The 15,332-nt window shown below is 48.5% G+C and carries 12 protein-coding genes; 10 read left to right on the top strand and 2 right to left on the bottom strand.

All coding sequences use genetic code 11. From position 1 onward, the window contains the following. Positions 1 to 5 precede the first annotated feature (5 nt). The 10 genes from KDM90_RS10440 to KDM90_RS10395 all read left to right on the top strand — a co-directional run bounded on the left by KDM90_RS10440 (position 6) and on the right by KDM90_RS10395 (position 12,518). Positions 6 to 1,643: a TldD/PmbA family protein gene (locus KDM90_RS10440; RefSeq protein WP_212675548.1), complete on the top strand. Its 1,638-nt coding sequence runs from the start codon at positions 6 to 8 to the stop codon at positions 1,641 to 1,643. A gap of 12 nt (positions 1,644 to 1,655) precedes the next feature. After that, positions 1,656 to 2,984 (top strand): TldD/PmbA family protein, encoded by a 1,329-nt coding sequence (locus KDM90_RS10435; RefSeq protein WP_212675547.1) that lies wholly within the window; start codon positions 1,656 to 1,658, stop codon positions 2,982 to 2,984. A gap of 83 nt (positions 2,985 to 3,067) precedes the next feature. Then, a complete protein-coding gene (locus tag KDM90_RS10430; protein WP_212675546.1) occupies positions 3,068 to 3,688 on the top strand; it encodes a DUF4159 domain-containing protein in 621 nt (206 codons plus the stop codon). A 1-nt stretch (position 3,689) separates the two neighbouring features. After that, positions 3,690 to 4,682, top strand: coding sequence for an AAA family ATPase (locus KDM90_RS10425; protein ID WP_212675545.1), 993 nt, complete (start codon positions 3,690 to 3,692; stop codon positions 4,680 to 4,682). 87 nt (positions 4,683 to 4,769) lie between these two features. After that, positions 4,770 to 5,690, top strand: coding sequence for a DUF58 domain-containing protein (locus KDM90_RS10420; protein WP_230409736.1), 921 nt, complete (start codon positions 4,770 to 4,772; stop codon positions 5,688 to 5,690). 70 nt (positions 5,691 to 5,760) lie between these two features. After that, a complete protein-coding gene (locus KDM90_RS10415; RefSeq protein WP_212675544.1) occupies positions 5,761 to 6,885 on the top strand; it encodes a BatA domain-containing protein in 1,125 nt (374 codons plus the stop codon). After that, a complete protein-coding gene (locus KDM90_RS10410; RefSeq protein ID WP_212675543.1) occupies positions 6,869 to 9,016 on the top strand; it encodes a hypothetical protein in 2,148 nt (715 codons plus the stop codon). Before KDM90_RS10415 ends, KDM90_RS10410 begins: the two co-directional genes overlap by 17 nt. After that, on the top strand, positions 9,013 to 10,698 hold the full coding sequence (locus tag KDM90_RS10405; protein ID WP_212675542.1) for a hypothetical protein: 1,686 nt from the start codon (positions 9,013 to 9,015) through the stop codon (positions 10,696 to 10,698). Before KDM90_RS10410 ends, KDM90_RS10405 begins: the two co-directional genes overlap by 4 nt. Before the next feature lie 341 nt (positions 10,699 to 11,039). After that, the gene (locus KDM90_RS10400; protein ID WP_212675541.1) at positions 11,040 to 11,594 is read left to right on the top strand and encodes a neutral zinc metallopeptidase; all 555 of its coding nucleotides are present in this window, start codon (positions 11,040 to 11,042) and stop codon (positions 11,592 to 11,594) included. Positions 11,595 to 11,723: 129 nt separating this feature from the next. After that, on the top strand, positions 11,724 to 12,518 hold the full coding sequence (locus KDM90_RS10395) for a hypothetical protein (RefSeq protein WP_212675540.1): 795 nt from the start codon (positions 11,724 to 11,726) through the stop codon (positions 12,516 to 12,518). Positions 12,519 to 12,710: 192 nt separating this feature from the next. Here KDM90_RS10395 and KDM90_RS10390 read toward each other — a convergent pair whose 3' ends face one another. Beyond that, positions 12,711 to 14,000 (bottom strand): Xaa-Pro dipeptidase, encoded by a 1,290-nt coding sequence (locus tag KDM90_RS10390; protein ID WP_212675539.1) that lies wholly within the window; start codon positions 13,998 to 14,000, stop codon positions 12,711 to 12,713. A 746-nt stretch (positions 14,001 to 14,746) separates the two neighbouring features. Then, positions 14,747 to 14,956, bottom strand: a complete 210-nt coding sequence (locus KDM90_RS10385) for a cold-shock protein (RefSeq protein WP_212675538.1) — start codon at positions 14,954 to 14,956, stop codon at positions 14,747 to 14,749. Positions 14,957 to 15,332: the final 376 nt, after the last annotated feature.

Below are 15,332 nucleotides of genomic sequence, written 5' to 3'. Positions count from 1 at the left end.
TGTTTATGGAACGTCGTGAATTTTTAAAAATAGCAGGGGTTGCTTCGGCAGGACTACTTGTTCCCGTTTATGGACATGCAATCAGTGCCGAACAATTGATCAATCCGGTCGGTGTTGGATTTAAGAAAACATTAGCTGATGCTGCAATGAATGCAGCAACGCAAGCTGGAGCGAGCTACTGTGATATTCGTATTGGTCGTTATGTGAATCAATTCATCACCACACGCGATACGCGAGTTGAAAATATCGTTAACAGTGAATCGATGGGTGTCGGTGTGCGTGTTATTGCAGGCGGCGCCTATGGTTTTGCCTCGACCAATGATCTATCTGTTGATGCCGTCGTCGCGATGGCGCGCCAAGCTGTGGCGATCGCAAAAGCCAATGCTAAGTTGCAAACCGAGCCGGTACGGCTCGCACCGGTAAAGGGAGTGGGCGAGGTGCGATGGGCAACCCCGTATACAAAAGATTGGCGCACCGTTCCAGTAAAAGAAAAAACTGAGATGTTGATTGCAGCGAATCGTGCGGGACTAGAGGCAGGCGCTAATTTCATGCAGTCCAATTTATTTCAAGTGAATCAAGAGAAGTATTTTGCCTCTACGGATGGCTCTTATATTGATCAAGATATTCATCGTTTATGGGCACCAATGACCGCAACTGCGGTGGATAAGGCAACCAATAAATTCCGCACCCGCGAAAGCTTGTCTTCACCTGTGGGTATGGGCTATGAATTTTTTGATGGCTTAGCAAAAGACAAAGTTAAAGCTGCTGGTGGTGTTGCGACCTTGTATAAACATTCGCTCGATGTGATAGAAGAGGCGCGTGAAGCAGGACGTCAAGCACGCGAAAAATTGGCGGCCAAATCAGTTGAACCGGGTAAATATGATCTAGTGTTGAGTCCCGACCATCTATTCTTGACGATTCACGAATCAGTGGGTCATCCGACCGAACTCGATCGTGTGCTTGGCTATGAGGCAAATTATGCCGGTACGAGCTTTGCGACACTCGACAAATGGCGTAGTAAAAATTTCAAATTTGGTTCAGAACGTGTCAATTTCTTCGCGGACAAAACGACCCCCGGCTCGCTCGGTGCGGTCGGATATGACGACGAAGGTGTTGCTTGCAAGCGGTGGGACATTATCAAAGATGGGATACTGGTGAATTATCAGGCGACTCGTGATCAAGCCCATATCATCGATGAAAAAGAATCGCATGCATGTTCGTATGCGGATAGTTGGAGCAGCGTGCAATTTCAACGGATGCCGAACGTTTCTTTGGCTGCTGGAAAATCCAGTTTATCTCCAGATGAAATGGTGAAGGATGTGAAGAAAGGTATCTACATCTTGGGACGCGGCTCTTACTCGATCGATCAACAACGCTATAACTTTCAATTCGGCGGCCAGCTTTTCTTCGAAATTAAGAATGGCAAAATCGTTGGTCCTTTGGAAGACGTGGCTTATCAATCGAATACGCAAGAGTTTTGGAATAGTTGTAGCGCGATTTGTGATGAAAGTGATTGGCGCATGGGTGGTTCTTTCTTTGATGGTAAAGGTCAGCCTAGTCAAGTGAGCGCGGTATCGCATGGATCAAGCACAGCCCGTTTCAACGGCATTAATGTGATTAACACAGCACGTAAAATCGGATAAGAAGGAAATCAAATGAGAAAAATCACCCAAGACGAAGCAAAGCGTATCTGTGACAAAGTGATGAGTTTTTCGAAAGCGGACGAGTGTCGTGTCGTGATCCAGGGGACCCGCGCAGGAAATATTCGCTATGCGCAAAATAGTGTCTCTACTGCTGGTTTGAATCAAGACACACAGTTGTCAGTGAGTGTTGCATTTGGCAAGCGTCAAGGTACCGCGACCATTAATGAGTTTGACGATAAATCTTTAGAAAAAGTGGTTCGCCGCGCAGAAGACATTGCGCGTTTGGCGCCCGAAAATCCTGAATTTATGCCAGCGGTCGGGAAGCAAGAATTTAAGGCCACACCAACCTATTTTGAAGCGACGGCGGCAATCGATCCCGAATATCGCGCTGAATTGGCTTCGCAGAGCATACAGCTTGCAAAGAAAAATAAGCTGATCGCTGCCGGCTTTTTTCTCGACACCCTGGGCTTTGAAGTGATTGCAAATTCCAATGGCGTGTTTGGCTATCAAGAGTCATCGAATTTAAGTTTTAGCTGCACGGCAAGAACCGAAGACGGTCGTGGCTCAGGTTGGGTCACGCGTTCTGCAAATGACGCGCGTTTGTTCGATCCACGTGAGGCCTCTGAGATTGCAATTGAAAAAGCCTTGCGATCAGTCGATGCGAAAGCCTTGGAACCAGGGCGTTATACCGTCGTGCTCGAACCGGCTGCATCCTCTGATATTTTGAATTTTATGTTCAACGCCTTTGACGCACGCCAAGCAGATGAAGGAAGAAGCTTCTTGTCGAAGAAAGGGGGCGGAAACCGTCTTGGTGAAAAACTATTCGATGAGCAGGTCAATATCTGGGCTGATCCTTGGAATGTCAATGCGCCTGTGAATCCTTGGGACAGTGGTTCAATGCAAGCTCGTGAAACCACACCGATCGTCAAAGACGGCAAAATCGCTTCTTTGCAATACTCAAATTTCTGGGCTAAAAAACAAGGAGTCCCACAAAAGGGACGACATGGCAATACGATCATGGCGGGTGGTAATAAATCGACAGAAGAGCTGATTGCATCGACAAAGAAAGGTATTTTGGTAACGCGGACTTGGTATATTCGCTCCGTGGATCCTCAGTCTCTCTTGGTAACTGGACTCACCCGCGACGGTACTTTCTATATCGAAAATGGCAAGGTGAAACACCCAATTAAAAATTTCCGATTTAATGAAAGCCCTGTCACCATGTTGAACAATATTGACGACCTAGGTAAGACGCAAGTGTTTGGCGATGGTCGTAAATCTGTGGTGCCTGCAATGAAACTGCGTGACTTTAATTTCACTTCCTTATCGGATGCGGTGTAAGTCGAAATAATTGATTTGTTGTAAGCATGGCGAGGGTGTGCTGATCTCGAGAATGCACTCTGGCCATGCTGATATCGCTACCCATGTCGAATTACGATTTTTATTTTACCCGTTTGATGTATGACTCCGGCGATTGGGACGTCGATATTCGCACGCCTAGCAATATCCTCAATTCCTTAGTCGAATACACGACCTTGCGTGTGGACACCGTCGAAAGGGTCGTCGCTCTATCTGACCCCAAAATGCTAAGCGCTCCATTTTGCTATTTGGCTGGGCATAAACTAGTGCAATTGAACCCACTTGAACGCAAACATCTAGAGCGGTATATCAAAGGCGGCGGGTTTTTATTCGTCGATGATTGTAATCACGATATCGATGGATTATTTGCAAAGTCGTTTGAGGCCGAAATAGCGAGCATTTTTGGTGCAAAAGCACTTAAAAAAATTCCCAACACACATCCTTTGTATTCCAGCTTTTTTCATTTTGATGGCCCGCCCAATACCAGCGTAGAACTGAACGGTTGGGGCGACGATTTGGTACACGACTATTTGAAGGCGATCGAAGTGCAAGGCCGCATTCGGCTTTTGTACAGCAATAAAGACTATGGTTGTGAGTGGGATTATGATTTTCGAAACAAACGGTTTCTCGCGGTCGACAATACCCGCTTTGCCGTCAATATTATCCAATATGCTTTAGGAGCGTAGTATGCAAGTTGTGTGGAACGAAGCCGAAATTGCTGAACTCAGTCATAAGATCGAGGCTTTACGTCAAAGCATGTCGCAAGTCATTATCGGTCAACATGATGTGATTGAATCGCTCTTAATTTGCTTATTAGCTGGTGGACATGCATTGGTCGAAGGTGTCCCCGGCCTAGGTAAAACCCTATTGGTAAAGTCATTGGCCGAGGCGACAGATTTACAATTTCGTCGGGTTCAATTCACACCGGATTTGATGCCATCGGATATCGTCGGTACAGAAATCTTGGAAGAGGACACGAGCACTCGTCAACGCGTGTTCCGCTTCCAACAGGGTCCGATTTTTACGCAAGTTTTATTGGCTGACGAAATCAATCGTGCTCCGCCTAAAACCCAATCGGCACTATTGGAGGCGATGCAGGAACGATGCGTCACATTCGCTGGACAAACCCATCGATTGCCCAAACCATTTTTTGTCCTAGCAACACAAAATCCGATTGAACAAGCCGGCACCTATCCTCTGCCCGAAGCGCAATTAGATCGCTTTTTACTTCGAATTGATGTTGTGTATCCAAGCGAAGACGAGGAAATTTTGATGGTCTCGCGTACCACCCAAACGACAATTGATGCAGCTAGCCCAGCAATGGACGTGGGCACCTTATTACGCATACAGCAGTTGGTACGTGATATCGAAATTGGTGACCATTTGCTGCGCTATGCAACGCGATTGATTCGCGCGACTCGGCCACAAGTAACGACCGTGGCTGCAGTCAAGCAGCATATTGCTTGGGGGGCGGGACCCCGTGCCGGTCAAGCATTGGTACTCGCTTCGAAAGCGCGTGCCCTGATTCATGGCAGGCTTGCGGTGACTCGTGAGGATATCTCTGCTATGTTGTTGCCCGTGTTAGCACATCGGGTACTGCGCAATTTTGAAGCAGAAGCGGATGGCATTGAAATCGCTACGGTGCTACACGATTTGCGTCGTGAGATTCCGATCGATTAATACGAGGGAATGCCACCCGCTTGCTGACTACGGAATCCTTTCTGCGCATCGATTCTGCATATTAAGCGGTCATGGTTAAGGCATCCGATGCCACCGCAATTTCCACAAAAGATTTGTAGCCCGATGATTGATACTAATTACCTTTTGGCACATAGCCAAGATCTGGACCTTATCATTCGCCATGTGTTGGCAGGTCTTGGGCATGGCTTGCATGCAGGTAAAGAGCGCGGTGCTGGTGTCGAATTTTCTGAATACCGAGCGTATGCCCCCGGTGACGAGTGGCGTCGGGTGGATTGGAAATTACTCGCCCGTAACGATCGATACTATGTCCGTGAAGCGGAGCGGGACAGTCATGTGGCAATATGGTTTTGGTTAGATGCGAGCGCTTCGATGGGAGAAATCAGTTATCGCTATCCTGAGATCTCTAAATTAGATTACGCGAGAGCGGTCGTCGCTTGTCTCGCAGCCGTCGCACAACGGCAAGGGGATGCCTTCGGCCTGATTGTTGCCAATCAAGCGCGTATCCATTTGACACCCTTATCTCGGGGGCCGCGTCAATTGCAACGTATTTTGGCCCATCTGAATCGTACGAAAGCGGAACAGCAATTACCCGATGCGATGCAAATCAAAGCGCAAATGCAATTTATCCGCGCACCCAGTTTACTATTTGCGGTCAGTGATTTTTTGGACTGGCCTTCAGCGAGTGGCGAGAGCTTATTGCGTCTTCGTCGTATGCGACACGATGTGCGAGCGTTAAGTCTTCATACAGAGGCAGAGCGAAATGCGTCTTTTCCTTTGCATACAAGTTTTCGCGATCCTGAATCGAGCGCGTATACCTCGGAACTAACGGCGCAGCAACGTCCCGCATATCAAGCAGCCTATGTCCAACATTATGAGCGTGTCCGACAAGACCTCAAGGCGATGGATATCCCGTATTTACAGGTAAACATTGAAGAAGATATCGCCAAAGTAGTGCGGAATTGGTTGCGCAAGGCGGGGCGTGGGTAGTGAAAGAAATGGGAAGAAATCGGACAAAATCAGATGAGCGTGACGGGACGACGATGATGGAACAACAATCATGACGGGTGTTGGTTTGCTAGGCTTATCGCCACTTTGGTGGTGGTTGTTGCCATTATTGGGACTTCCGATATGGTGGCATCGTCAGCGTCGACAAACCCAAAAAATGCGCTTCCTAGCCAGTGCACAATTTTTGGCGGCGACACCGCCGCAGTTGTTACGCGTTTGGCGTTGGCGTGATCTGTTGTTATTGCTGTTGCGATGCTTGATGATGATCGTGATGTTAATGATCCTGACCCGACCCATCTGGAGTTGGCGAGGCGATACCGTTTTTGTCGGAGCTGGTTTGGACAAAAATTGGGTTGCTGCAGAAATTGAAAAAGCAGGTTTCGGTGCCGCGACACAACAACGATTTTGTGCAAGTGGCGAATGTGAATTGAAAACAGAGCATTTACTCTTTTGGTTGGTGCGAGAGCAGAACCAGTGGCGAAGCCAAGCTCGTTGGCTCATTTTGGCGCGGGAGTCGCAACTTCCAATGCCCGCTCAGAGGCCAGAACTGTCGCATTCATTAGCGATTCGGATTGCACCGACGACAGAAGCAAGCACGGCGTCAGAAAAACAAGTTATCAAGGTCGCGCTCAAGACTGCGCGCGTGGAAGCTTGGCAGGGCCTGTTTCGCATGTTTGAATTTGCAGGTACAAAAAATTTGCGTTTTATATTGAGTGATCAAGTTGAAAAGGATACATGGTTGGCCATTTGGGATCAAAGAAGCGAGCGTGATCCGAATTGGACCGCACCACTTGTTTGGAGCTTTTCCGCGAAACCTGATACTTCTTTGAGTTCGAATGGGGCCAGAAGTCAGCGCGACGATTCTCTTTTACGCTCAATTGCATTGCAGTCAGAAGTCGGGGCAGGCGGTGTTGTTTGGCGTCTCGACTCTGCGCTCGATTGGCCTTTATATGCAAGCGATCTAGACCGCGCTAAGAACCTATTTGAAGCTTTGCAAGGACAGCGTTCACGCAGTCAGCAAATGAATATGAGGAGCCAGGACGTCGCGGCAACGCAAGCGAATACATCGCTATTTCTCCCCGATGAAGCGGATGGCTATCTACGCGAAATCTTAGTGGCCATACTGGCTTTGTTATTTATTCTCGAACGGAGTCTTGCTCATGTCCGCCGTGCTTGATCGCGTTCCCTATCAGCTCCTGCGGCAGATCATACAGCATCGGCTGCTGATTTATCTCGGTGCATGCGCACCATGGATTGTGCTACGTTCTTTGATAGGACTAGCGATTTGCCTATTCTTGATCGTATGTGATGTGATCTGGATTTGGCATCAATCGAAAAAGCACACTATTCATTGGCTGCATGCGTTCTTCCCTACATTTGAAGATAGTTTGTATTTGTTGTGCCAGACCGAGCGGGTCAATCCTGTCGCAAGCTTACAGAGAGAACGTTTGCAACAGCGGGTGACGAACTTATTGACAACCGATGCGATCGCACGAGTAGGGCAACAGGTTTTGCGTCCAAGCCGCATGCAATTGAGTATTGTATTCTGTTGCAGTCTGATCGCAGCCCTGCTTGTCAGTTCGTTCTCAACGCCGAAGGCCTTTGCAACAAGGGAATCCAAAGCTGTTGCGAATCCAGTTGCGGGATTGCCTTCGATGCGAATCAAGATCCGCCCACCCACTTATACAGGGATTGCTGCATTCGAATCGACGGCTAAAGAATTGCAAATTCCTGAGCATAGCGCGGTGGAATGGTGTGTTGTGTCGACAAGCCTGACACCGACACAGGTTCAACAAATTCGTCAAAGTAGTGTTCGGCTTAGTAATGGTCAAGAGCCCAAGATGGAAGCTCGTGCTGCGGGTGAACTATGTGCAAGTTGGGATGCAAGTGAGACGGTCTTTTGGACATGGAGTGCGGACGCCAAGCAACAACGTTACACACTGAAAGTGGATTTAGACCAAGCGCCCGAAATCGTCATTAGTCAGCCGACGGAGCTATTGCAAATTCTCTCCGAGCAAACACAGCATGTGACGATGTCGATGCAAATTAAAGACGACTATCTGGTCGCCAACGCCAGCCTCCATTTGACTCTGGCGCGTGGCAGTGGAGAGAATATTCGCTTTAGCGATAAGGAGTTTCCTATCCCAAAGGGCAACGAGGGGCGCCAGCGTCAATGGACGAGACGTTGGAGTTTGAGTGACTTGGGAATGGAGCCCGGCGACGAATTGTATTTCTTTGTGAAAGCCAGTGATAATGCAGAGAAAAATCCACATAGCGTGCGCTCACCGACTTACACCATAAAACTGCCAGCGCCAGATGCCTTGGCTGATGAGACCTCCGTCCTTCCGGTGTTGGCAAAACCTGAGTCATTGCGAAGTCAACGTCAGATTATTATTGATACTGAACAATTGCTTGCCGATGTGCAGGCCAATCCACGTCTCAGTGCGGAGGTCATTCGTCATCGCAGCGAAGTGATTGCGAATGATCAGGCAGCATTACGCCGACGCTATGGCCGCTTTCTTGGAGAAGAATCCAGTCTATTCGGTGACGAACATGAGGATGGCGAACATGCGAATGAAAAGCCTGCGACGGATTTGATGGCGCAATATGGACACGCCCACGATCAAGAGGAAAACGCAACTTTGTTTGACGAGGCGACAAAGAAAATATTGCGTCGCGCCCTAGTTGCCATGTGGGACGCCGAAAAGGCTCTGCGCGCGATCACACCGAAGAGTGCACTCGCGCCCGAAAACAAAGCGTTAGAAGCGATCAAACAATTGCAGCAGGCGGATCGAATCTATTTGCATAAGGCCGCTTTCACACCGCCCGCAATTAAGGAAGAGAAGCGACTCAGTGGCGACGTCTTAGACGTCAAAAATAAGCAAAGAGCGCAATCGCTCGCAGAGTCCAATGTACCGGTGGAAGTCGCAGAGCTGATTCAAGCTCTCGGGCAGCAAGGCGCCTTGCCAGCGCTCTGGAGTAAAAGTGCCCGTGCCTGGATCGCCAGCCATATCGTGGGTGACGAACAGCGATTAAAGGCCCAAGCGGCAGTGCAAGATGTCATTGAAGGCTGTCAATCTTGTCGCGCTGAATTGGCCGCATGGTTACGGCAGAGCATTGCAAGCGACGGTATCCGTTTGCAACCAGAAATTCGATATCAAGCGGCAAAAGCGAGTGCCTTGGATACCTATTGGCAGACGCAAGTGAAAACAAGCGAACAAGCAACACAAAGTAAGCCGCTTTCTGAGAAGCAGCCAGCAAGCGATCCGCTTCAAAAGCAGAAAAATATGACGAGAGATAGACGATGATGGCCAACTTGTTTTTCACTGCATGGTCATTTTGGATGATCTTGGCTGTGAGCTTATTCGGGGTCGCGTCCTGTGTTTTTGGATGGATCTATTGGCGGCGCGCGCAAAAGCTTAACAGCGTATTAGTCGTCCTCGCGGGTTTGGCATTATGCATTTCTGCTTTGCCCTTATCGTATCTGCGTGAACCTGATGCAGAAGTGTTGATCGACAGCCGTCAAGCTCTGCCGAATCTAGCGAATCTACATGCACAGCTCTTGCATGCTAAGAGTGTGCGTCTTGAAGGCGATGGATTGGATGTAAGCGCATGGCGTGATTTGCCCGTAAGAAGGCTCAATTGGGATCAGCGCACATGGTCGAAAGGCGAGAGCCTTTCACTTGAATTTCCACAGCAAATTGCGTTTGGACGTGTTTTTGAACTACAAGTGGAACGCGCGCAAGCGCGCGGTGAGTGGCGTGTTCAATTGTTGGCAGAAAATCGGCAAATTTTAAGTGAACACGTCGGAAATGGTTCGCGCATACGCATTCAATGGTTGCCGCCTTTGATTGAGCGTATGGTATTGCATGCACGCATTATCGATGAAAAAGGCCAGCTCATTGATGAAGGACCGATCCCATTGGAAGTTCTGCCTATGCCTGAATTGCAGGTGCAAGGACGTTTTGCGGCGCCGTCGTTTGACACCCAAGCCTTGAATCAATTATTAGCGCAGAGCCAAGCAGTGATGGATTGGCAAACACAAATCGGTAAAGCCTTGATTCGAAAAGAGCTGGCGCGAACAGCGATGCGAGCGGATTTACTGATACAGGATGCGGCTTACTTTGAACAAGCGAGCGACAGTGAACGGCGTGAATTATTGAAGCAAGTGGAAAGTGGACGTTCCTTACTCATTTTGGGAGCGAATGCGCAGCAAGCCGGGATATGGAAAAGTAGCTTGGGTTTGCCGCTGCGTCAGCAAGCAAGTGCTTCCGAGGAACAAGAATGGAAAACGCCACAGGGCATTGCGCTCCATTCGGTGCAGTGGATGCCATCGGTACCGACAGATGTACGTTCAAGCCCATGGCAATTTGATCCGACTCAGGTCTGGATGGTTTCGCGAACTTGGGGACAAGGCAAGATTGTATGGTTAGCTGCTGCCGGTTGGCATCAAAGTCTGATTGCACAAGCACAGGAATTGAAACTCTGGTGGCAATCCGTGCTCGATCTCACCGCGGTAAAACGCACGCAAGAATGGGAATGGAATGGCGGGTCGGCAATACAGGCAATGGCACTTGCCGGACAAAGTTTTCAAATTTGCGGTCGCGGACAAAATGCCACAAGCATCCGTGTCAGTACGACGCAATCGGCGACCGAGAGTGTACAGCTCGAGTTGCGTCCTCATGCAAGCAAAGCGGAAGCTGAATGTGCTGCCTTCTGGCCGCCATCCTCAGGGTGGTACACGTGGCAACCCTTACCAAAAAAGGACGTGGTCGATCCAGCGGCAAACAGTCAAGGCGGAGCGATCTATGTTTTTGCACAAAAGGACTGGCCAAGCTGGCAAAGACAGTTAAAGCGTCAAGCCATTGCTATCTACGCACAGAAAATTCCCGAAGCGGCAATTTCCTCCAGCCATCAGTTGGTGCATTGGCCGTGGATTTTGTTCAGTATGCTGTGCTTGTTGTGGCTGTGGAAGCGTGAGCAGACATGAGCCGCGGGAAACCGATTTGTCGATTGCGAATGGAAGACATCGTGCATCGCAATGCAAATGTGTGGTTTTTCTTGCAGCACGGTTTTAGTTAAAACATCTGTGATTAAAACCGATTAAATTCTCAACTTTTTTGCCAACAGACCAGCTTGGTAAAAATTTTATATGTGCATTAATAAAAAAATCTCTTGCTAAAAAAAGCGGCAAAGCCAGTTCTATTTCTTCTCTCATTTTATGTTGTCATAAAGATTTCCCAATTCATTAAAAATCGACTTAACTGCGATTGGATTGCCAATAATTCAATGGGAATTCAATACAACATAGTCCAACTTTGGGAGAATGAAATGAAAAAAATACAGAACATGTTATGCGCAGCAATGGCGGTGACCGCGATGGCACAAAGCGCGAATGCAGTGACCGTCAATGCCACTTATATCAATAAGACGGGGACGGAGATTCGTGGTGTGTTTGGTAGTTACTCTAACCCCACCATTTACATTGATCGACGCGCATGTGGTGAATCGAGCCTGTCGGCATTTGCTTGTGGCCCTTACACCATCAGCGTAGGAACTTCGTTCTTGCAAGGCGCAGAAAGCAATTATGGTAACTACGCAGCGAAGGCGATTCTGGGACATGAATGGGGACACACCATCCAATTTACCCGCAATATTCGTCAACCCGCACCGTATATGGAGCTACAAGCCGATTGTGCTGGGGGCTCTTTTATTCGTTATGCAGTCGATACCTTGCGCTATGCGAATTTCTTGACGACGGCAGTCAACACAGCGCGCGCCTATGCGGGTGGGGATCATGGCACGCCAGCACAACGTGATTACTATACGCGTTGGGGGTACACCAACGGCATCACCAAATGCTTAAGTAGTTTGCCTCGCGTATAAGTTGGCTGTGTAAGGCTGACGCGAGTTTTATGCCTAGCGATCGTTCGCTGCCACGGGCGGCGAACGATCAATTCAGTGGGGCACGGTCAACGCACGATGTCGAGAAAAAGAGAGTTTTAAAAGAGGAAGATGATGAAAAAAATCCATCTGGTCGGATTCGGTTTGGTGTGCATGCTGAGCATCATGGCTTGGTCTCTGCTCGGTAATCGCAGTCAAAACGCGTCACCACAAAATCACGAAGAATCCGCAGCTGATACGAAATTGGCGAACACGAGTCCGCCGCATCAAGGTTTGCACGGGGAAGAAGAGCCGCATCACAAGCTGTCGGGGACACACGCTTCGCCCTTTGAATTAAGTAATATGAGCCCGCAAATGATGGATCAGATTGCGCGCGAGGCAAAGTTGACACCCAACAATATGCTGGAAGTCCCAGTGTCGGAACCTATCTCTCCTACCGAAGCAGCGCGCCGAAAAAAATTGGAAGACTTAGGCTATATGCTGCCACCTGACTATTATACGAAAGACTTGAAGGCACTTCGAAAAATGGCAAAAGCAGGGGACTCCTATGCAATGATGCATATCGGTGAAAAATACTATTTTGAGTTGCAAGGGCAGCCAAATCATCCAGAGTTCGATAAAAGTATCAACTATGGGCAAGCGGCCAAGGTCGCATTTCAAGATGCGCTAATCGCTGGCAATATTCGTTCGGCGGGAATCATTGCGGAGCTTTATTATCAGGAAAAAAATGCACTAGAAGCGTATGCATGGCATCTTGTTTCCGACCGGCTCGGCGACGACATCAGTGCCGATTGGTTTCGCCGAACTGACATGGCACAGCAATCGAGTGCCGATCTTAAACTCGCTGCGGCTGAGCGGGCTGAGCAAATTCTCAGTGATTTGAAATTGAAAAAAAGGCCGAGTTAACAAAATACGATGAATAGAACGACGAAGTCCGGCGTGTCGAAAAACGTCGAGATGGAAAAAAGGGAGTGTCGATTCTGACACTCCCTTTTTTCAACGACCTTACATAGTCAAAAGCTGGTTGTTCCGCACGACTTAATGCACGGAATCAAGCGTCTCTTTGTCATGGCAGTCGCATCGCTTTGACATTTAATTTTATTTCGAAGATTTGACGACTTCGCCAGATTTGATCACGACAGCGACGTTTTCCAACAAACGTACGTCTTTGCTTGGATCACCTTTGACTGCGATGATGTCAGCAAAACGCCCGGCCTCGATTGCGCCGACGTCTTTGCTTGCGAGCGCTTCTGCGGCATTGATGGTCGCAGCTTGAATCGCTTGCACAGGTGACATGCCATATTTCACCATCGTAGCGAATTGCTTTGCATTGTCGCCGTGAGGATAGATCCCCGCATCGGTGCCGTAAACCATTTTGACACCAGCAGCATGGGCACGCTTAAATCCCTCGCGCTGAATATCGGCAACTTCACGGTCTTTGCGTAAGTTGTCTTCCAACACGCCATTCTTTTTACCTTCCGATTGCGTGTAGTCGGTGTTGTAGATATCCATGGATAAATATGCGCCATGTTTTTTTGCCAGTGCGATACCTTCGTCATCAATTAAGCTCGCATGTTCAATCGTATCGATTCCTGCGCGGATGGCATCCTTGATGCCTGACGTGCCATGCGCATGAGCCGCCACTCGCAAGCCCCATTGATGTGCTTCCTCGGCAATCGCTGTCATTTCGCGCAAGCTCATTTGTTGTTGACCAGGCTCAGTATTGTGTGAAAACACCCCACCAGTCGCACAAATCTTGATGACTTGTGCACCATACTTGCGTAATTCACGAACGCGTTTGCGACCTTCTTCCGGGTTATCCGCATTGAACGGACTTTGCTGATTCATTGAAGGCGGGAAGAAGGTGGAGTCGCAATGGCCACCGGTGGCGCCAAAAGAATACGCCGCAGTGACGACGCGTGGACCACGGATTTTTCCTTCTTCAATTGCTTGGCGTAAGCCAACGTCATTCCATGCGTCTGCACCGACATTACGAACTGTGGTAAAGCCAGCGTCGAGCGTGCGACTGGCGTGCGGCACTGTGAGGATCGACCAAAACCGGTCACCGAATTGTAAAGTGTTGTAGCCACCATAAGTAGGATCAGAATCGAGATGGACGTGCATATCGATTAAGCCTGGCAGTATCGTCATGCCAGCCAGGTCAATTTTTTGTACTTGTGCATCGACGGTGGGATTCGCACCTTGTTTCACGCTGACGATACGACCATCACGCACCAAGATTTGTGGGTTGGCGATCATTTTTCCGCTACGAACGTCCAACATATTGCTGGCTGTGATTAAGGTATCCGCGGCGAGTGCGTTATTGGCCATGCTTGTTGCTAAGCCGAATGCGGCAGTGACCAAGGCGGAACATATTGTTGTTTTCATTGAAGACTCCGAAATTTTTGAATTTGCCCAAAAGCATTGTTTTTGCTAGCCGCTCAGTATGGTTCTTGGGCAGCGCTTGGTCAATTCGAATACAGCGAAATGATGCCAGACACCAACAAGCAATACGCTTTCATATGAAATCCTATTTTCAAAAAGCAAAAAGCCCACCAAAGGGCGGGCTCTTCAAACTTCGCGATGAATCCTGTGCAACCAAGGCTATCTGCCAAGTGTTACGCCATTGCAGACACCCATGCTATCTGCGTGGTGTGTCTTCTGGTTCATGCAGCTGCTTTGTTTGATCAGACAAGCGCAGTGCAAAGTTTCAATTATTTGCAGCAAATTATTGTGTCAGGTGTTGTTACACCATCACACAAGGAACACAAATCAGCTTCTTATTTTGCGAAATTTTAGCTTTGCAAATTGGGTGTCGATCGCGTTCTATCGGAATAGACTTTTGATGCGACCCCTGTTTGCCTGACTAGCCCATTTTCTACTTCCCTATGCTATCTGCAAAGTGGTCGTAGCCGGTCAGAATCAGTTTGTGCGGTCCATGTGTCTAGCACATCGACCATTTGCGATTTGAATGTGGGTATGACTCTGTTTATCTACCCCATGCTATCTGCATAGTGGTGGATACAATCAGATTACGCTATTTGGCAAAGCACCTAGCTAACCTGCATTCTTTTAATCGGCTCGGCGAAAGCTGCGTGCAGCATAGGCCAAGTCGGTAAAAATTGTGTGTGCGATTACAAGATTTGGATATTGCTTGCTTTATCGCCTTTTGGACTACTGCTGCGCTCGAATGAAACGCGTTGATTTTCCGAAAGACTTTTGAAACCAGCAGATTGAATGTCTTGAAAGTGTGCGAACAAGTCAGCACCGCCAGCGTCTGGTGTAATAAAGCCGAAGCCCTTAGCATCGTTAAACCATTTGACGATTCCAGTTTGATTACTCATTGTATTTCCTTTAATTTGATGGCAACGGCGCGCACAGGAAACGAGTTTCGCGTGACGAATCGAGGCCGATAGGCGAGATTGCCTGATGGGCACTTCATACCAAGAGATGAAACCGAAGGAGATAAAACAGAACGACTAGAAGAAAACAGCCATGCGGAATTGGGACCAACAATATGACGACCTGATGCAAGTACGGAACGGAATATACAGGCTTTTCTAGAAATCACCTAATCTTTTTTTATTTCAACGATTTGCCGGTATGTGCACCGATCGTTCTCCAACGACGTTGAACTCAAAATGCGTAACAACTTGATCCTCTCTCGACCTGGGTCTATGCGAATGTGTTGTAGAACTACCGCAGCCTTACCAAAAGTTC

Source organism: Affinundibacterium fentianense (assembly GCF_018139545.1).
Classification (GTDB): domain Bacteria; phylum Pseudomonadota; class Gammaproteobacteria; order Burkholderiales; family Burkholderiaceae_D; genus Undibacterium; species Undibacterium fentianense.
This window is presented reverse-complemented; position numbering and strand designations above follow the sequence as displayed.